The sequence below is a fragment of the Photobacterium sp. 1_MG-2023 genome, from assembly GCF_030547945.1.
GTDB lineage: Bacteria > Pseudomonadota > Gammaproteobacteria > Enterobacterales > Vibrionaceae > Photobacterium.
In genome coordinates this window covers 1-20,403 of the sequence record NZ_JAUORR010000006.1, presented here as the reverse complement: position 1 = coordinate 20,403, position 20,403 = coordinate 1, and the positions used below count along the sequence as shown (strand labels likewise).

Annotated in this window: 6 protein-coding genes; 2 read left to right on the top strand and 4 right to left on the bottom strand. The window is 55.1% G+C overall.

Annotated features, from left to right (window positions below):
• Positions 1-1,371 carry an HlyD family type I secretion periplasmic adaptor subunit gene (locus Q4579_RS07435; RefSeq protein WP_303562912.1) on the bottom strand — a complete coding sequence of 457 codons (1,371 nt, stop codon included), beginning with the start codon at positions 1,369-1,371 and terminating at the stop codon, positions 1-3.
• 328 nt (positions 1,372-1,699) lie between these two features.
• Here Q4579_RS07435 and Q4579_RS07430 point away from each other — a divergent pair, with 328 nt between their 5' ends.
• A complete protein-coding gene (locus tag Q4579_RS07430; protein WP_303562911.1) occupies positions 1,700-16,114 on the top strand; it encodes a retention module-containing protein in 14,415 nt (4,804 codons plus the stop codon).
• A gap of 51 nt (positions 16,115-16,165) precedes the next feature.
• Here Q4579_RS07430 and Q4579_RS07425 read toward each other — a convergent pair whose 3' ends face one another.
• The 3 genes from Q4579_RS07425 to Q4579_RS07415 form a co-directional block, all read right to left on the bottom strand.
• Positions 16,166-16,732, bottom strand: coding sequence for a GNAT family N-acetyltransferase (locus tag Q4579_RS07425; RefSeq protein WP_368501970.1), 567 nt, complete (start codon positions 16,730-16,732; stop codon positions 16,166-16,168).
• 91 nt (positions 16,733-16,823) lie between these two features.
• Complete coding sequence (locus Q4579_RS07420; RefSeq protein ID WP_303562909.1) at positions 16,824-17,306, bottom strand: GNAT family N-acetyltransferase; 483 nt, start codon at positions 17,304-17,306, stop codon at positions 16,824-16,826.
• Positions 17,307-17,423: 117 nt separating this feature from the next.
• On the bottom strand, positions 17,424-19,064 hold the full coding sequence (locus Q4579_RS07415; protein WP_303562907.1) for a tetratricopeptide repeat-containing response regulator: 1,641 nt from the start codon (positions 19,062-19,064) through the stop codon (positions 17,424-17,426).
• A 248-nt stretch (positions 19,065-19,312) separates the two neighbouring features.
• On the opposite strand from Q4579_RS07415, the gene Q4579_RS07410 reads away from it, so the two are divergent.
• A partial coding sequence (locus Q4579_RS07410; protein WP_303562906.1) for a DUF4150 domain-containing protein occupies positions 19,313-20,403 on the top strand: 1,091 nt, incomplete at its 3' end.

The following is a 20,403-nucleotide window of genomic DNA, read 5'->3' as shown; positions in this document are numbered from 1 at the left end:
CTACTCCCTGAGGGCGGAATGGCGGGCTTTCAGCACCGGGTTCAGTAAATACTGCATCACTGTCCGTTTTCCGGTGATGATATCTGCTGAAGCGATCATTCCGGGAATGATCGGAAGCGCTTCGCCGCTGTCATCCGCTAAGTTATTTTTATCTGTTCGAATTTTTACCTGATAAAAACTGTTCCCTTCTTCGTCCTGAATGGTATCGGCACTGATTTGTTCTAAAGTGCCCTCCAAACCACCATAGACTGTGAAATCATAGGCTGAAAATTTAATCATTGCCTTGAGACCCGGACGCAGGAAGCCAATATCCTGGGGTAAGATTTTTGCCTCAATCACCAGATTATCTTCGGTTGGCACGATTGCAACGATGTCCATACCCGGTTGAATGACACCACCGATGGTATTCACATACAGGCTTTGAATGGTACCGGTGACCGGCGAACGAACCAGTGTGCGCTGGACTTTATCCTGTAATCCGACACTGGACTGACTGAGGGCATCCCGCCGCGTTGTTGCCTGATTGAGTTCCGACTGGGTTTCAGAACGAAATTGCAGCGCAATATCCAGCCGTTTGAATTCAGCTTCCCGGATTGCGGCCTGAATCACCGGGATTTGCAGTTCGGTTGAGCGCAGATCCTTGCGGGTTTCATTGAGCTGACGCTGGAGTTTCAGCAATTCGATTTCCGGCACAACCCCTTCTTCCGCCAGTGGCTTGGTGATGTTGTATTCGCGGTTGGCGAGCTGATAGCCCTGTCGCTGATTGTTCAGGCGGGAACGTGCTTCAACCAGTTCTTGTTGTTTTTGCTGAATCTGTTGCGCGGCGACGGCAAGCTGGCTCTCAAGATTGGTCAGGTTATCCCGGTATTCCGCCTGCTGACGCCGGACCAGAGCCGAATAACTTTCCAGAAAATCATCCGGGAAAGCGAGTGGTGTCTGACGTATGCTCACGGTTTTTTTCTGCCGGTCTACCGACACATTGTCCAGCAGCGCGTTCAGCCGAATCGCATTGGCCTGTGCGCTGGCCAGTTCCTGCGCACGCTCCCGGAAATCTGACTGAAACCGGGTATCGTCAATCAGCAATAACGGCTGGCCTTTGGTCACCTGTTCGCCCTCTCTGACCAGTAAATCTTTGACGATGCCCCCTTCCAGATTCTGCACGATCTGTAACTGGGAGGACGGGATAACTTTGCCGTTGCCGGAGGTGACCTGCTCCAATTCTGCCTGAGATGCCCAGACCCCGGCGACGCCGAAGAAAATGACAATCACCCAAAGCATGAGCCGGGCACTGCCCGGTGTATTGAGCAGTAAGGCAGCGGTTTTATCGTCCACAAAATCAAGATGTTTTCGGTGTACTGGCGGCGTCTTCATATCCCTTCACGCTCTGTGAATCCCTGCAAAATGTCTCAAAGATAAGACTGGCAGCGATTTTCTGGCCTAAGAACCTAAGTTCTCATGTTGTCTTCAGTCTTTTTATGGTGAATTTGTACCGGAAGCGTAAAAAAATTGACGCTAAGCGACTGAATTCTTCCGATAAGACAAGGATAGAACAACCAAATGTGAGCTGCGTCACTTTTAATCTACAATTCTTAACTAACAGATGAGATAGAAATCTCACTTTTAACTTTCTGTTCAATTTTGCGTTACCTGACCCGGACTGTCGTAGTGTGCACCTGCGTATGCATATGAGGTTATATTTATGGAAGAGTTTGTCGCAAATGGTCTTGCAACCCTGACGGTTGAAAATGGTGTTGTGTTCGTCATTCAATCTGACGGTTCAGTCAGGCCGGTTGAGTTTGCTTATTCAGTCCAGCCCGATGATGTGTTGGTTGCCAACGGCAATGCCCGCTATGTCATGATGCGTAACGGCGAACCGGTTTTGGTGGATCGGGCCTGTCCGACCTGTGTTTTGCTCGATGGTGCCGGCGTCTGGGTGTCTGATCTGAACGAGGGAATCGAGTTCCGGGATTCAGCGCAGCCTCAGGTTGCAGACGTCGATATTGAGCAGTTACAGGCTCTGATTCTGGCCGGGGAAGACCCGACCGAAGTCTTTGAAGCGGCCGCGGCGGGCAGTGCTGCGGGCTCTTCCGGCGGGATCTCTGCTAACAGCGGTTTTGTTGTGGTGAACTACGACGGCGACAGTATTCTCACCGAAGCCGGGTTCGACACCGACTATCTGTTCGCGCCTGTGGAGACGCAGGATGAGACGGATGTCATTTATGCTGCCAGCGGCGGTGAAAATCTGAATTTATCGCTGACTGAAGGTGATCTCGCACCGAACACTTATCCGACCGAAACGACCAGCACGGTCACCATTGAAGCGGGCACTTTACCGCTGGATCCAGCCAGTTTCACTTTTGACGGCGTATCACTTCAAGCCCTGCTGGCAGAACTGAGCAATGAAATCACATCCGGCGGACAGCCTGTCTCTTTCCGCTTTGATGCCGGACAAAATGCCATCATCGGGGAGAGCCAGGGTCTGGTCGTACTGACTTTAGGGCTCAGCGCTGAATCCAGTGGCCGTGATGTGACGGTGACTTTCACCACGGTGCTGAGTGGTCCGGTGGATCATGTGAATGAGACGGTTGCTGGCGGACGGGTCACAAACAACAACGATGTCCTGCAGATGATTGCGGATATTCAGGGCACTGATGTTGCCGGAAATCTGATGGATTCGCCGGTCCGTGTCACGCTGACCGTGCTGGATGGGGCTGATCCGGAATTTGGCGCCGACGGCGGCACAGCGGTGGACGAATCGGCTGATATGGGCACGCCGCAAAACGGCGCTGTCCCGCTGGATGTCGGTGCGGATGCCATTCAGACACTGGTCTTTCAAGCGGAACAGCCTGATCTCACCGGGCTGACCAGCAACGGTTTTGAAACAACGCTGACGGTCGAGGGGAATCAGCTGACGCTGGTGGATTCTCGCGGTGAAACCGTGCTCACGGTCAGCATTGCGCTGGATGGCACCTATGTGGTGACACTGTTTCAGCCCATTGATGAGCTGGTGTCGGAAGATATCACTTTCCAGCTTGGCGTCACGGCAACGGATTTTGACGGCGACCAGACCACTGGCAGTGTGGTGCTACGGATTACCGACGGGAATAACGCGTCGGGCGGTGAGGTGATCAATCTGACGGTGACCGAACCGGATTTCTCTCCCAATGCGTTCCCGGCGACGGATATCAGAACGGTAACAATTGCTGCGGGCGTCGATCGCTTGGATCCGACAACGCTGGGCATCGACAGCACTCAAATTGATGCCTTGCTGGCCGAGCTGACCACTGAAGTTCAGTCCGGCAGCCAGCCGCTGACGTTCACTTACGATCCGCAAACCGACACCATTGAAGGCCGTTTACCGGATGGCACGCTGGCGGTCGGCATCGTGCTGACAGCCGTGCAGAGTGCCAATGGTCTGGATTTAGATCTCACCGCAACATTCACGCAGTCTCTGCCGCTGAACCATAACCCGGCGGGCAACAGCAGCGGGCTGGTGACGGTGACAGGTGAGGCGATTGTGGTGACGCTGCCAGTTCAGGCGCAGGACACGGACGGCGATTTTCTGGATGACCCCGTGCTGGTGACGGGCACCATCATTGATGGCGTGTTCCCGGCCTTCGGCGAGGACAGCGGCGCAAGCGTCCATGAGTCTGACGACATTGGCGTGGCTGTGAGTGGTCAGATTGAACTGGATATCGGCAGTGATGATCTGGCGTCTGTCACCGTGGTAGATAACCCCGCTCTGGCGACAGCGATTGGCGCACTGACCAGTAATGGGAATCCGGTCACGTATACGGTCACAGACAATCTGCTGGCGGTCAGTGACAGCAACGGTGACGTGATTCTGACGGTGACGCTCAACATCGACGGCAGCTATGACGTGGTGATCAGCGATGCTTTTGATGAACTCAGCGCAGATGATCAGATTGTGCTGCCGATTGATGTCCTGGCCACCGATGATGACGGCGATACCGCGCAAGGACAGATTGCAGTCACCATTCAGGATGGCAATGATGCTGCGGGTGGCGAAACGGCCGCAATCACGTTGACTGAGCCGGATTCAGACCCGGACAACTATCCTGAAAGTGGCACGACCTCATTTGTGCTGGCTGCGGGATCGGATCGTCTGGTGCCGGACTCACTGGCCATTGACCCGGATCAGTTGGCTGATGTGCTGGCTGATCTCGGCGCCCTGTTAACGTCCGATCAGCAAGCCATCACCTTCACAGTGAATCCGGCGACCGGTGTCATTGAAGGCCGCCTGCCGGATAATACGCTGGCGCTGGAAATCAGTATGACGGCGGCTCAGTCCGGCGATAAAGATCTGGCGGTGAACGTGACGCTGACCCAGCATGTGCCGCTGGACCATGTCGACAGCAGCCAGACCTCGCCTTATGTGACCACCAATGGCGAGGCGATTGTCCTGACGCTGCCCTTGAATGCGCAGGATACGGATGGCGATCCGCTGACCACGCCCGCGGAAGTCACGATGACCATCAACGATGGTGATCTCCCCGATCTCCAGACGGATTCCGGCGTCACCGCCAATGAAACCACAGACAACGGACAGACACTGAATGGCGCGATTGGGGTGGATATCGGCAGCGATGGCATTGCTTCGCTGCTGTTTGACGACACTCAGCCGGATGTGCCGCTGACCAGTGACGGCAACCCGGTGTCGCTGGTGCCAAACGGGAACCAAATCACCCTGGAAGACAGTAACGGGAATGTCATTCTGACCGTGACGATCACACCGGATGGCCAATACGACGTGGTGCTGACCGGGACGCTGGATCATCAAAGCAGCGATTCGCTGGAGATCCCGATGAATCTGGTGCTGACCGATAACGATGGCGATCAGGATACCGGCGTGATCATCGTGACCGTCACAGACGGTGCGAACCCGCCGGGCGGGGAAGTGATTGGTGTCACGGTGACCGAGCCGGATCTGGATCCGAATCTTTATCCGGCAACCACGAATGCCACGGTGACGGTTGCGGCCGGGGAAGACCGGCTGGTACCGGAATCGGTTCAGATCGCCCCGGATCAACTGGCCGCGCTGATCGCTGAACTGAATGCAGAGCTGACCTCAGGCGGTGATCCCCTGACGTTTGCCGTCGACCCGGTGACGGGCGCGCTGGAAGGCAGGTTGGCAGACGGTACTGTGGTGCTCAGTGTCTTGCCGTCTGCGGTGCAGGTGGCAGGCAGTAAGGATATCAGCCTGACGCTGACGGTAACCCAAAACGCCCCGCTTGATCACACGGCCAGCGGCAATGCGACGGGGCTGGTGTCGGTCAACGGCGACACCATTGCCGTCACCCTGCCAATTCAGGCCAGTGATGCGGATGGTGATCCGCTGGACACGCCCATTACGGGGACAGTCACACTGAATGATGGGGTCGCGCCTGCGTTCCTGGATGATTCCGGTGTCAGCCTGAATGAAACGGATGATTTAGGCGTGACACAAAATGGCACGATTGGTGTGGAGACCGGCAGTGATGCCATCGCCTCACTGAACTTTGCCACCGATCAGCCTGGTCTTGCAGACATTGAAAGTAACGGTGCCCCGGTCAGTTTGAATCTGGCGGATGAGGATACGCTTGAAATCCTCGACAGTGCCGGGACTGTCATCCTGACGGTGAATATTGATGAGAGCGGCGCGTATGATGTCACCCTGACGGGGACGTTTGACCAGACGGATACCGATCCGCTGGTGATTCCGCTCAATGTGCTGCTCACCGACGATGACGGCGATACGGCGCCCGGTGTGATCACGCTGAGTATCACGGATGGGGGAGATCCCGCTGGCGGTCAGAGTATTGCTGTCATGGTCACAGAGCCGGATCTTGCGCCGAATGCTTATCCGGCGACCACCAGTGCTGATGTGGTCATCACTGCGGGCTCAGATCGCCTGGTGCCTGCGTCGGTTCAGATTGATCCGGCGCAGGTGCAGGCGCTGATCGATGAACTCAATGCGGAAATCGCATCCGGGACGGAGCCGCTCAGCTTCAGTTATGACCCGGCAACCGGCGTGCTGGCCGGGGCATTGGCGGACGGCACTGTGGCAGTCAGTGTTGTGCTGACCGCAACTCAGGTGCCGGGCAGCAATGATGTCTCCCTGAATCTGGCCCTGACGCAGAACCTCCCGCTCAATCACAACCCAGCCGGAAACAGCGACGGCTTTGTGGCTGTCGATGGTGACAGTCTGGTGGTGAACTTCCCGGTGCAGGCGGCAGATGTGGATGGCGACAGCCTGATCGCACCCGTTGATGCAACCGTGACCATCATTGACGGAGACATCCCGCAGTTTCTGGCAGACAGCGGTGTCACGCTGAACGAAACGACCGACAACGGCGTGCTGAATCAAACCGGCAGCATTGGTGTGGACATTGGCAGCGATGCGATTGCATCGCTGAATTTTGCGCCGGATCAGCCCGGCTTACTGATGATGACCAGCAATGGCCAGCCGGTCAGTTTTGCGGTCAGTGGCAATGAAATTACGGTGAGTGATGCCAGTGGCAATCCGGTTCTGACGGTCACCATTGCAGAAGACGGCAACTACGATGTACTGCTGACCGGGCCGTTGGATCAGGTCGCCGGGGATTCAATCGACCTGCCGTTTAGTCTGATCATTACCGATGAAGATGGCGATACCAACACAGGCATCCTCACGGTGACCGTGACCGACGGGGATGATGCTGCGGGTGGCGGCACGGTAGCGTTGTCATTGACAGAGCCGGATCTTGACCCCAGTGCGTATCCGGAAACGGTATCCGTGACCGGAACGGTGACGGCGGGCTCGGATGCGCTGGATGAAGACAGTGTTCAGATCGACCCGGCGCAACTGGCTGCCCTGATCGCCGAACTGGACACGGAGCTGACTTCCGGCGGTGAACCGCTTTCCTTCAGCTATGACCCGCTGACCGGGAATCTGATTGGGGCGCTGGCCGATGGGACTCCCGTACTCACCATCAGTATCACCGCCAGTCAGGCCGCGAACGGTCAGGATGTGACCCTGAACCTGACCACGACGCAACACCGACCTTTAGACCATCAACCGAGCGGAAACAGCACCGGATTTGTGCTGGTGAGCGGCAGTGCGCTGGTGGTCAATGTACCGGTGCAGTTATCGGACACGGACGGCGATCCGCTCCAGCAACCCGTGAATGTGCAGGTCACCATCAATGATGGCGTCTTGCCAGTACTGGGCACGGATTCGGGTACAAACTTCACCGAAACGCTGACTGAACAAACTGTCAACGGCAGTATTGCACTGGATGTGGGCAGTGATGCCATCGCGGCTTTTGTGTTCGAAGACAGCCAGCCATCGCTGGATGATTTAACGTCAAATGGTGTGAATACCAGTTATACCGTGACCGGAAATGTGATTGCGCTGGTGACGGATGACGATGCGTCGCCCGTGCTGACCCTCACAATCAACCCTGATGGCAGCTACACCGTGGTTCAGCATCAGCCGCTGGATCAGCTGAATGCCGGCGATGTCACCGAACTGGTGCTGCCGGTCACGGCAGTGGATCAGGATGGGGATGTCAGCAATCCGGGCAATCTGATCATCAATATCACCGATGGCCCGGATGCGGACGGCGCAAACCGGACGCTGGGCGTGACCGAAGGTGATCTGGAAACCACGGTTGCGGCGGACGCTTATCCGGTGGATAACAGCACCAGCTTTGCCATCGGTGCTGTGACGGATGATCTGGTTGCAGGAACACTGATGCTTGCCGATGGCGCGGCGGCTTCGCTTGAATCAGAACTGGCGGTACTGACCTCCAACGGCGAACCCCTGACGGCCGTGGTGGATGAGTCTGCCGACGGCGTGGTCACGATAACGCTGGTCGCGACAGGTTCTGGCGATCCGGTGCTGACCCTCACCTTTACTGCCACGCAGAACGGCAGCGATGTGGATATTTCGGCCACGGTTGAGCAGTTCCGTCCGCTGGAGCATGTTGATTTTGATGGTGAAATTGTGCTGGTCAATGGCAGCGACATCCGGATTGATGTGCCGCTTCAGCTTGCCGATACCGACGGGGATATGCTGCTGAATCCGGATGTGACTCAGGTGGTGATCACCGATGGGGATAATCCGGCCTTTGGCGCTGATTCAGGGGCAAGCCTCAATGAAGGCGAGGATGGCATTGCAACCGGCAATGGCACCATTGCGGTGGATACTGGCAGTGATGACATTGTCAGTGTTGTCTTTGATGGCACCCAGGCCGCGCTGGACAATTTGACCAGCCACGGTTTTGCAACCGACTATTCCGTGAACGGCGACACCATCACGCTGACCCGCACCGACGATCCGTCTATCACCGTGCTGACCATCACCATCGATCTGGACGGTAACTATGTGGTGAATCAGCTTCAGCCACTGGATCAGTTTGATGCACCGGACAATAACAATCTGGCGCTCACGGTGCTGGCTCAGGACAGAGACGGCGATCTCAGCGCGCCGGGCACGCTCAATATCACCATTGCAGACGGCGTGAATGCCGAGGGGTCATTTACCGGCACCGACAGCATCAGTTTCACCGAGCCGGATCTGACGCCCGCAGATCCGGCCAATGGTTATCCGGCATCGGGACAGGCGCAACTCAGCATTCAGCCCGGTGTGGACCGGTTGGACCCGGATACCGTCACGCTGGATGCGACAGCGCTGGCTTCGCTGATCAGCGAGCTGGAAGCCGAAGTGACGGCAGACGGTGAACCGGTGACTGCGGTCTGGAATGATGCAACGAAAACACTGACACTCACGGCTGCCGGGGTGACTGTCCTGACAGCAACCCTGACCGCCAGCCAGAGTGCCGATGGTCTGGGTCTTGATGTGTCGGTTGATATTGAGCAGTTTGCGCCACTGGATCATGCCGGGACAGACACCAGCGGCGTGGTGATTTCAGAAAACGATACGATCAGTTTTCAGCTGCCACTTCAGGCTGAGGATACGGACGGCGATTTCCTCGACAACACGATTCCGGTGTCTGTCACCATCACTGACGGCGACGATCCGGTGATTCTTTCTGTCGATGCCGCCACGGTGTCTGAATCCGATCTGGATGGGGGCAATGGGGTTCATCCCGGCACCAACCCGGCGGGAGACGGGGAATCTGCGACCGGTCAGATCAGTGTGGATTCCGGCTCGGATGCTGTGGTCGATTTTGTGGTGGATGTGGATGCATTTAACGCCGCCCATCCTGATCTGAGTGCTGGCGGAGTGCCGGTCACCCTGATTTATGATGCAGCAACCGACCGCTATCTGGGACAGGCAAGCGGCGTGACCGTCTTTGTGCTGGCAATCAATGATGCGAACGGCAGTTACACCTTTACCCTGACGGGGGCACTGGATCATCAGCAGCCCGCAGATGATACCAGCCTGCAGCTTGATTTCAGTGTCACTGCGGTCGATCAGGATAATGATCCCAGCGCCACGGCGGTGCTGTCGGTGACCGTCAACGATGATGTGCCTGTGACAACCGATGTGACCTTCAATACGATTGAGGAAGGGGAAACCACCAACACCATCGATTTGCTGTCGGTCGCGCAGGAAGGGGCGGATGACGCGACGGTCACCGCCATCACGGATCCGGATGGCAACCGCAATGAACTGGCTGACGGCACGCCGGATGCCAATGGATTTGTGCCCATTGATATATTCCAGAATGGCCAGTTACTGGGTCAGTTGTTCGTGCATCCGGAAGGTGACAGCTTTTTTGTGTCTGAGCCGGATATCGATCATACCGACAGCAATCTGGTCGCGAATCTGACATTTGAGGTCACTGACGGCGATAACGATATTGATACCAGTGCGATTACCCTGACGATTTCGGACGAAGCCCCCAGCTTCACCATTGCTCTGTCGCTGGGCTTTGAAGAACAGGGACGCTTCCCGGATCCGGATGAAACGCTGGACGACCCGACGCAGGGGATTCCGGTCAGCATGTTCCTTGATCTGGGCGATCAGGACCGGGGCGAGACCATTGGTGATGTGCTGATTACGCTGCCCGCAGAGCCGCACGGCGCGTTTTATTTCAACGGGACGCTTCTGACGCCGGTTGGCGGTCAGGTCCAGATTCCGTCCGGTGCGTTTGTCGATCCGGATGGCGATGGGGTCTTTGAACTCGAAGGCGTCACCTTTGTGCCCGATCCGGACTTCTCGACCGCAGCGGAACAGGCCTTCATGATTGATTTTGAGGTGTCGGCGCAAATCAATGTCACCGAAGGCACGCCGCCTGCTGTTCTGACCGACACCCTGTTTATCAATGTTCAGGGCGTCGCCGATGTGCCCTTGTGGGATCCGGCAGCGCAGGTCCATTACAGCGATGGTGAAGAAGACGGCGACAATGTCAGCATTGCTGCATCCTTCAATGCGGTGTTGCAGGACACCGACGGTTCGGAAGAACTGATGTATTTTGTCCGCATTGTGGAAGGGGAAGGACAGATTGTCGGCGATGGCCTGATTGCACAGCCCGATGGCTCGTTTCTGGTGCCGCTGAGTGCTGTCGGCTCGGTGGCGGTGGATCCGGCCGATAACTTCAGTGGTGATATCCGGTTGGAACTGGTAGCCCAGAGCCGCGAAACGCTGAATCCGTTGCCTACGGCAATCACAGCGCAGTCTGTGGTGCAGGAAGTCGTCATCAACGTTCTGCCGGTTGCAGATGATGCCCAGCTCAAAGTGACGCGGGTTGAGTCTCTGGAAGATGAACCCATTCCGCTCAGTGACCATATCACCCTGGCCGAGCTGGATGACACCGCCGATGATTTTGGTGTCGAAACCCTGTTCGTCCGGATTTCCGACCTGCCGGATGGCGCCGTGTTACTGCAAAACGGGGTGCCGCTGACACCGGATGCAAACGGGGTGTATGAATTCGCTTATGACGACATTGGTGATATCTCGCTGCAACCGGTTCCGGAAAGCAATGTTGATTTTTCCTTCACTGTGGAAGGTGTGGTCCGGGATACGGTTGAGGTCACGCTGGCGGATGGCACCTCAACCACAGTGACCGATGAACGGGTGATTCCGGCAAAAACCATCGAAGTGGATCTGACGGGGGTGGCTGATGCACCGGACTTTGATATTGGCGGGACCAGTTGGACCCTGTTGCCGGACGGTGGATTGCCGGGGGTTGAAACCACGATCAATGAAGACGAAGAAGCGGTCCTTGATTTCAGTGTGATTTCCGGGGAACTGGCGTTAGCACCAACGGATACTTCGGAAACCCTCTCGCTGGTGATCAGCAATATCCCGGAAGGAACACAGTTCTTTGATGCCGATGGAAATCCTCAGTCGATTGTTTATGCCGGGATTGATCCGGCTACTGGGACGCCAAAATATGAAGTGAAGCTGAATGCCGGGACGGTGACGGTCAGACCGCCGCTGAACAGTACGGAAGATATTGTGCTGAACGCCAAAGTGGTGGTGACAGAAAACGATGGGGACCAACTGGAACAGGAAAGCCAGATTGTGATTCACATCGAGCCGGTCATTGATGCCGGGGATTACACCCAGACCAGTCAGGGACTGGAAGATCAGCCGGTGACTATCAACTGGCAGCCGCCATTCACCGACAGTAAGGAGTTTGCCACAGGGCTGACGCTTCAGAATGTGCCGACGGATCCAGGCTACAGCCTGCAAATCAACAATGGCGGAACCATCACTCCCCTGACGGTGGATGCTTCCGGCTCTGTCACCCTGACTGCGGCGGAATTTGCGTTACTGGAGGGCGGGGCACAGCTTCAGCTGATTGCGCCGGAAGATTCGGATCTGGATGTCACAATCAATACGCTGGTGATGGTGCAAGAGAATGATGTGGATTCCCCGGCTGTGGCAACCAAAGAAGTGGCTGGTACGGTGACGCTGAATCTCACGGCTGTGGTCGAGCCGGATGGCGTCATTGGTATCCAAACCGGAACAGACACCAATGGCGATCCCATTTTTTCCGATACGCTGGTGGTTGGCGACCGTCTGGATCTGACTGGGAGCGGCGGCTCAGATGGTTCGATTCACTTCCTGGATTTGGATCCGAGCAGTGATGAAGTCGTGACCGATGTCGTCCTGACCTTCCGCGATGCGGGCGGCAATCTGCTGACCGGTTTTGTGGTTGAAGGTGCGATTAACAACGGTGATGGGAGCTGGTATGTGCCAGATGGCAACCTGGATCAGATCGTCGTGATCCCGCCTCCGGAGTTTAACGGGACAGCCACAATAGAAGTGGCTGGCCAGGTACAGGATCTCAGTGATGATGGCGACGTCAGCGCGCTGGTGGAATTTACCGATACGGTGCAGGTGACTTTCACCCGGGGTGCGGAGGATCAGGTTGCTGCTGAGATTCAGATTGATGAAACCATTGAAGTCACTGGGACGGAAGACACGCAGGTCGATCTGGGCAGCTTCCTGAATCAGATCGTCAGCCTGAATAGCACTGCTGGTGATCAGAATGATGATGAATTATCGCTGGTGATTGATGCAGGCAGCTTGCCACCGGGAGTGACGATTTCCGGCACTGATTTTAACTTTGTGACCAATCAGTATGTGATTAAAACGACGGTGAATCCAGACGGCACCATTGATTTAAGCGGCGTGAGCCTGAATCTGCCGCAGGATTTCGCCGGGGACTTTACGATCAGTGTCCAGTATGTGAATACAGATACGGTCAGCGGCGATACCGAACAGCAGCTTGATGAGATTCCCATCCGTATTTCACCCGTGGTGGATCAGCCGGACTTTACATTAAGTGTGGTGGAGACGCAGGGGCTGGATGCGGATCGCCAACCTGTGTCGGACAGTGGTGAAGCCGAAGTCATCCAAACCGGCACGGCCTATGAAGACGGGCAGATCATTCTGGATGTGTCGGGTTCTGTGGGGGATATCAGTACCACGCAGTCGGAAGGACTGGAAACCATCACTCAGGTTGTGGTGACTGTCACCGATCCGGCAACCGGGACACTGCTCGACAGCAATGGTAACCCGGTCAGCTCACTGACGATTACGGATCTGAGCCAGTTGGACAGCATCGTCTTCCAGCCCGCGCAGGATTTCAGCGGCACTGTGTCGCTGTCGTTGTCGGTTGAAGTGACAGATACCGCGAGTTATGACATGACTACCGGACCGGCTACAGAAACGGATACCGCAACCTTCAGTAATACGGTGACTTTTGAGGTGGTCGCTGTGAATGATGCGGTCGATTTTGTCGGCACGGATGTGCCGCTGATCGGCGACGAAGACACAGCCATCAGCCTGTCGGGCTTGGGGGGCTCAGTTGTCGACATTGACGGTTCCGAGCAGATTCTCTCTGTCAAACTGACCAACGTCCCGGAAGGGTTTGTGGTCGGCGGCGCGGCCAACAATGGCGGCGGTGAATGGACCATTGCTGTGCCACCGGGCAGTACGAACTTCGATCTGAGCAGCGTGACAATCACACCGCCGATGGATTTCAGTGGAACCGCTGAGATTGGAGTGACGGTCTTCACGCAAGAGGAAAGTTTGTCGACGCCCTCTGAGCAGAGTGCGACTTTCACACTACAAGTCGATCCGGTGGCTGATCGGGTTGATACCGATGTCACGCCGACGGCCAGCGGCACGGAAGATCAGAACATCGATCTGATCCTGAATATTGAAGCGTTCGATGACGCGCCCAGTGTGACGAACGGGGCGGTAAATGTGACTGAAAATCCGCCGGAAACGCTGCAGGTTCTGGTGTCAAATGTGCCGGAATCCAGCAGTATTGCGCTGCCAGACGGTGTCAGCGGAACGGTGACGGACAACGGGGACGGCACCTGGCTGGTCACGGTCGATCGTGCTGATCTGGACCGTTTGGTATTTGTGCCGGGCGATGCGAACCGAGAGAACTGGAATGGCGAACTGAGCCTTGAAATCCGCGCCGTGGATCAAACCGATGTGGCCACCGACGATAAGGCTGTGTTCACGACAATCACGGTGGACATCGAGCCGGTCAATGATGCGCCGGTGAATGAAGTACCGTCGGATCCGCTGGTGGTGGATGAAGACAACACACTGCTGATTACGGCACTGCAGGTCACGGATGTGGATGTGGATGAAACGTCCGAGGGAACGATGACGGTGACACTGAGCGTCAGCGACGGCGTGCTTGCTGTGCCGGCCGGCAGCAATACGGGCGCGCTGACGATCACCGGTGACGGGACAGACACCTTCGTGCTGGAAGGCTCTGTTACAGACATCAACACACTGCTTGGCAGTGGTTTGAATTTTACGCCGGACCTGAATTTCAATGGCGATGTCACGCTGACGATGACGTCCAATGATCAGGGCAACACGGGCGCTGGCGGCTCGCTGGAAGACAGTGACACCGTCACGATTCAAGTGCAGGCCATCAATGATGCGCCTGAATTGCCAACCTTGCCCGATCAGACCGTGGCGGAAGAGGCGGTACTGACCCTCAGCGGGTTATCCGTCACTGATGCTGATTTCGGCGAAGCCGGATCAACCGGCGTGATGACCGCCACCCTGAGCGCGGATCAGGGCACGCTGACCGTGACTGTCCCCGGTGGCTCTTCGGTCATCGTGACTGATAACGGGACAGGCGCGGTGACGCTGGAAGGCAGCTTGGATGAGATCAATGCCATTCTGGCAGCGGGTGTGGATTATCAGGGAAATGCGGATTTCAATGGCGCAGATACGGTCACAGTGACGGTCAATGATCAGGGCAACGTCGGGACGGATGGCCCGAAAACTGCCACAACCACAGTGAATGTGACGGTGACGCCGGTCGCGACACCCCCGACAATGACACTGTCTGTCCCGCAGACCGCAGTGATGCGGGGGGCACTCGGTGCGGTCATACCGCTACTGGGGCTTGAAGCGGTGGCGGGCGATCCGAATGAAATCCTGACGGTGCAGATTCGCAATCTTGGCACGGGTCAGTTAGTCGACAGCGCCGGGGCTGTAGTCGGGACAGACAATGGCGATGGCAGTTGGACAGTCACTCCGGCACAGCTCAGTGATCTCTTTGTCAGCAATCTGCCGGAAGGGACCAGCAATCTGTCTGTGGTTGCGGTTTCTGAAGAAGTGGACGGCAGTCAGGCAGAATCAGCGCCGGTCGCAATTGAAGTCCGCGTCGATGATCCGGCCAATACCGGCGGGGAAATCGGTGCGGGTGACAGCGGCGCACCGAATCTGGTCATCAGTGCGGATGGCGGAGACACGCTGCTGGGGGGAGATGGCGAAGATATTCTGATTGGTGGTTTAGGTCAGGATATTCTGGTCGGTGGTGCAGGCGATGACCTGCTCTGGGGGGGAGAGGAAGGCGGCACCGGTGATGGGGTTCGTGATCTGTTCAGGTGGATCGCGGCAGATTTAGGCACGGCTGGCAATGAAGCCACCGACACGGTGAAAGATTTTGAAGCCGGCATCGACGGCCTGGATCTGACCGAAGCGGTGGATACTTCCGGCAGCAGTTCCTTTGATGATCTGACCGCTCAAATTCAACTGACGGATGACGGTGCGGATACCGTCCTGGATATTCTGGATGGCGGTTCGGTTGTTCAGCGCATTGTGCTGGAAGGGGTCAGCCAGGCCAGTTTGCTGGGCACCGACCCGGCAAGCCTGACCGATGGCGAGAAACTGGAAACGCTGTTTGGTAATGGCACCTTGCTGCTGGATATCAGTTTTGCTACTAACGGTGATGATGAATTGACCGCCGACCCGTCCGGCAGCACGCTGAACGGGCTGGCTGGCAATGATACGCTCATCGCCGGGCCGGGGAATGATATTCTGACCGGCGGCGATGACAACGATATCTTTGTAATGAATCCGGGCGCGTTGTCGACCCCGGCAAATACAGATGTGATCACCGATCTGACGCTGGGCGAAGATGTCCTGACTCTGTCGGATGTATTGCCGGATGAAGGTGGTGATGAACTGACCCGGTTGCTGGATCATCTGGATGCGAGCGTTGATGGTAGCGGGAGTGTCAATCTGACGGTGAATGCAGACACGGGCCAGCAACAGAATGTGGTGCTGGAAAATCTGGATCTCAGCTCACTCGGGCTGGACATCGCCTCAACGGCCAATGAGATTGTCACCGCGCTCTTTGATCAAAACGCGCTGAATGTCGATCCCTGATCCTGGGGCGGTCACACGGTGCACCACGGCAGCATCCAATGCCGTGGTGCCTCAGTAGAGATAACCCAGCCAGTCGATCTCTCCGTCTGGCCAGGGGGCGCCCTGAATGGAACAGACCCAGAGATCGTTCAGCCAATGATGGCCGATGCCAAAGTTCTGATGTTCATGAATCATCAGCCAGTGGTGCTGGGCTGCGATGTTTTGAAAACCGTGTTTGCGGTAAAACGTCTCATGCTCAGAGATCAGCATGATAAAGTCCACGGCTCTGGATTGGGCATACTGGTTTAAATACGTCAGCATGGCGGAGCCAATTCCAGTGCCCCGGACTTGCTCACGAACACAAAAATCAATCACCCCCAGCACTTTCAGCACGGAATCACCCACCCGGATACGCCGATAATCCAACCCGAGATGGCCCGTCAGGGTGTCACCGTCGTATGCCAGCAATCGCAAATGCGGGCATTGCTTGTAATAAGATCGGGCCACCTGATGCTTCGGAAAGCTTTCATTCCGGAGTTGCTGAATGGCGGCATGGGTTGCTTGGTCGATGTCTATTTCTGGGGTGATTTGCACCGATTCACCTTTGTGTTGTGCAATGAAAACCATGAATAGATTCATGGAATCATCTTTGATGATGTTGAAGGTCTGTTTCGTTGCGACAGAGATCTGCGCTCCTTAGGGTATTCAGAGGAAGACACACTGTGTCCGTTCAGGATTTCGCGAACCTCTCTAAATCGTCTCCGGTCAGGCGATAAATAATCCATTCACTCTGCGGTTTGGCACCAATGGACTCGTAGAAACGAATCGCCGGCTCGTTCCAGTCCAGAACGCACCATTCGAAACGTCCGCAATTTTTTTGGAGCGCTAATTGCGCAAGATGTTTCAAAATAGCTTTTCCGGCACCGACTTGGCGGTATTCAGGCGTGACATAAACATCTTCGAGATATAACCCATTTTTCCCCAGCCAGGTTGAGTAATTATAAAAATAAACGGCAAACCCGATGGGTTCTTGATGAACGGAACAAATGATCGCGTGTGCAGTGGCATGTTCATCAAACAGGTTGGTTTGAATATCCTTCAGTGTCGCTTTAACCGCGTGGGGTTGTTTCTCGTACGTCGCCAATTCCTGAATGAAACGAAGTATGAGTGGGGCATCTTCAATCGTTGCCGGGCGAATATCAATTTGAGACATGGTTATCCTTCACACATAAAAAGATTGATGGCTTTGATTTTTCAGTTGAGAGCTAACTAAAGAACTCCTGTAAGCGATTGAAAAATATATAAGTTGAATGATAGTGAAGATAAGGGATCAATCCACCCGAATCAACGCTAACCGATAAAAATCCAGTGCCCGGCTTTTTTGTTGTTCGGTGGGCCGTTTGTCATTGCAGTACACCCAATAACAGGATTTCAGGATGGCCATGACTTCATCATGCTGTAACCAGCTGGGGGTCGCCAGTCCGGTGAGCTCCAGGATCAGAAAACATAACTCATGGTGAAAGGGCACAATGAAAAAGGCGCGATAAGCTTTTTTCAGAGCTTTGTTGGCTAAATTTTCCTGACGATACTGCTGCGCCTGTTTCACCAGTGCGCCACCAAGGCGCAGGCGTTGATATATTTCATCCTGAAAACCATTCAGCAGTTCTGTCTGGCTCAGCATCAGGCCTTCATCCTGAGCTTCCCCACAGATTTGCCGGGCTTTCACCATGGCGGACTCATACATATCCGGCATGCCGCAAAAACCATACATGCGGGCCAGATTGAGTGCCGTGTAAAAATCTGAAATGTCCTCCTGATCCGATTCAATCTGATTGGCAATGCTGTAGCAGTTCTGAATCTCTCCGCGTAAGCAGGCCAGAATCGCCATCCCGACCAGCAAACTCGGATGTCTGGCGAGTTGTTTATCATCTTTGGTTGTTTTCTGATTCAGCCGGATAAGTGCGGTACGGGCGTCATCAACCAGCTTGATCTGTTGTTTGGGCGCTTTGAGATAAATACTGGCCAGCAGCATGGATACAGACATATTGACGTCAATTCCCAGGCTGTACTGGCTGGTATCTTTCACCTTCTCTGTGTAACGAAAATAGCAGGACGCGGCTTTTTCGTGCTGCTGCTGTGCTGCGTACAGGTTGGCAATAATGAGCTCCCGGATGGGATTGGCCGGGTTGATTTTATGCAGCAGCAGAAACTGCTGAAGCGCTTCCGGTAATTCTTCTTTCCGGATCAGGCAATTGGCCAGGCATTGCCGGACTTTCGGATGGTTGGGATGACGCGCCAGTATTTCCTGAAAGACCTCTTCCGCCTGCTTGAGTTTGCCGGAACCCTGTAACGCATTGCCAAAGCCAACCATGGGCCAGATGTGCTGGGTTTCCTGCATGGCCTGTTTGTAAAAAGTTTCTGCTTCCTGATGCCGTTGCAGTCGCAACAGACAATCCCCATGAATCCGGGACAAATAACCTTTGTATTTCGGGTACTGACTCAGCAGTGTTTCACCGCAATCCAGGGCAGTTTCATAACGTTTCTCTTCCACGGCAGTGAGCAACGTATTCAGGGCAATTTTGCGCGCCAGCACATACTCAATCCGGGAGATAAAATCATTCATCCGGAAGGGTTTAATAAGATAGTCATCAGGTTCCAGTTCCAGAAAGTGAGTGACCACTTGCTGGCTGTTATCGCCTGTCACACAAATAAACACACTGCTCGGTGGCAGCAGATGGTTGTGTTTGATCTCATCAAAAATGAGGCCGCCGTCAATATGGTGCTGCATGTTGTAATCACATAACACCACGTCGTAAGTGTTGGTGCGAAGCATCCGCAACGCTTTCAGGCTGTCGCTGGTGGTTTGAATCTTTGCGTTCGGCACGCCTGCATTTGTCAGCATGGAACGCATCAGGGAAATTGCAATATGACTGTCGTCGATGATCAGAAAAGAGAAATGGCATAACAGCATCAGACTACCGTCCCTGTCTCGAATATCTGACCAGAGCATAGCGCATCGTTGCATAACTGCCTGATAAATCGCCTGCATTTCAGCATTTTTTTCTGGATGAAAGTCGCCAAATCGTGGAGTGAGATCTCATTTTTCAGGAATCCGTCAGAATGACAGGGCAAACCGACTGAATGAAGGTGAATCCAGTGAGAAAGCAACCGGCCCTTGTTGATAAAATACGCGGAAAATCAATGATATGAGGTAGCGGCATGGCAGTGACGGTAAGTGCAGATGGCTTGAGTATTGTCCATCAGGGATCAGAAGGCGTGGCAAATGCCGATATTCCGGATGTTTGTATGACACAGTGTGGACCCCCTGTGGTGCCGATTCCTTATTCCAATCAGGCCAAGTCGGCAGATCTGGTCGATGGCACCAAAACGATCACCATGGATGGCGGCAACAGTATTGCGATTAAGCCCAGTAAGTTTTCAACCAGTACCGGCGATGAAGGCGGCGATAAAAAAGGCATTGTCTCGGGCACCATTCAGGGAGAAGCCGCCTTTGTGACGGCTTCTGCAACCGTGAAGTTTGAGGGCGAAGGCGTGACGCGCCTGTCTGACATGATGACGATGAACAAAGCCAATACCATGTGCCTTGCCGGTGTGTCGCAGGCCAGCGTTGAAGTTCCGCCGGATGAAGCATCAACCTTCGATGTGACCGTGAGTTGCCGTTATCCGACGGGCGCGCCGCTGACCAATGCGCCATTTACGGTGACGGACGAAGGTGGGGCTGAGCTGGGAAGCGGTACGCTGGACAGCAGCGGTCAGGCCACGGTCAGCGGATTGGATGAGCAACTGTGCTTGTTCAATTTCAAAGAGTCCCAAGACCCGTACCAGCCTTATGAAACGCTGCCTGCGAACACCACGGAAAATACCTATCCGGACCTCTTTGCTTACTTTTCTGCTGTGGCCGGAAACCGCGTTCCGTACTGGCAGGAGCGAAGCGGGGTGCGAAATGACTGGGGGGTTCTGCTATCTGAAACCTTCTCGGATCCGGACTTTGAAGCATTGGTGCGATTTGAAAGTCAGTTCAGCGCTGCGTATTTCGCCACTGAACATCAGCACAAAGTCTTTGGCGAATGTTTTGTGTCTGCCATGGATTGGATCCAGCGCGATGCAGACACCGTCGATCACTATGTGCCGCTGATCCACAGTCTGGCACCGATTTGCCATCCGCAAGGTCATATTCTGTCTGTGCTGTTCACGCCAGATGAGTTCTTACCTGCGGCTTTCTTGCTGGGCGGTGTGCGCTATCACGGTACGGGAAACAGTATCGAATATATCCGGAATTTAGACTGGGA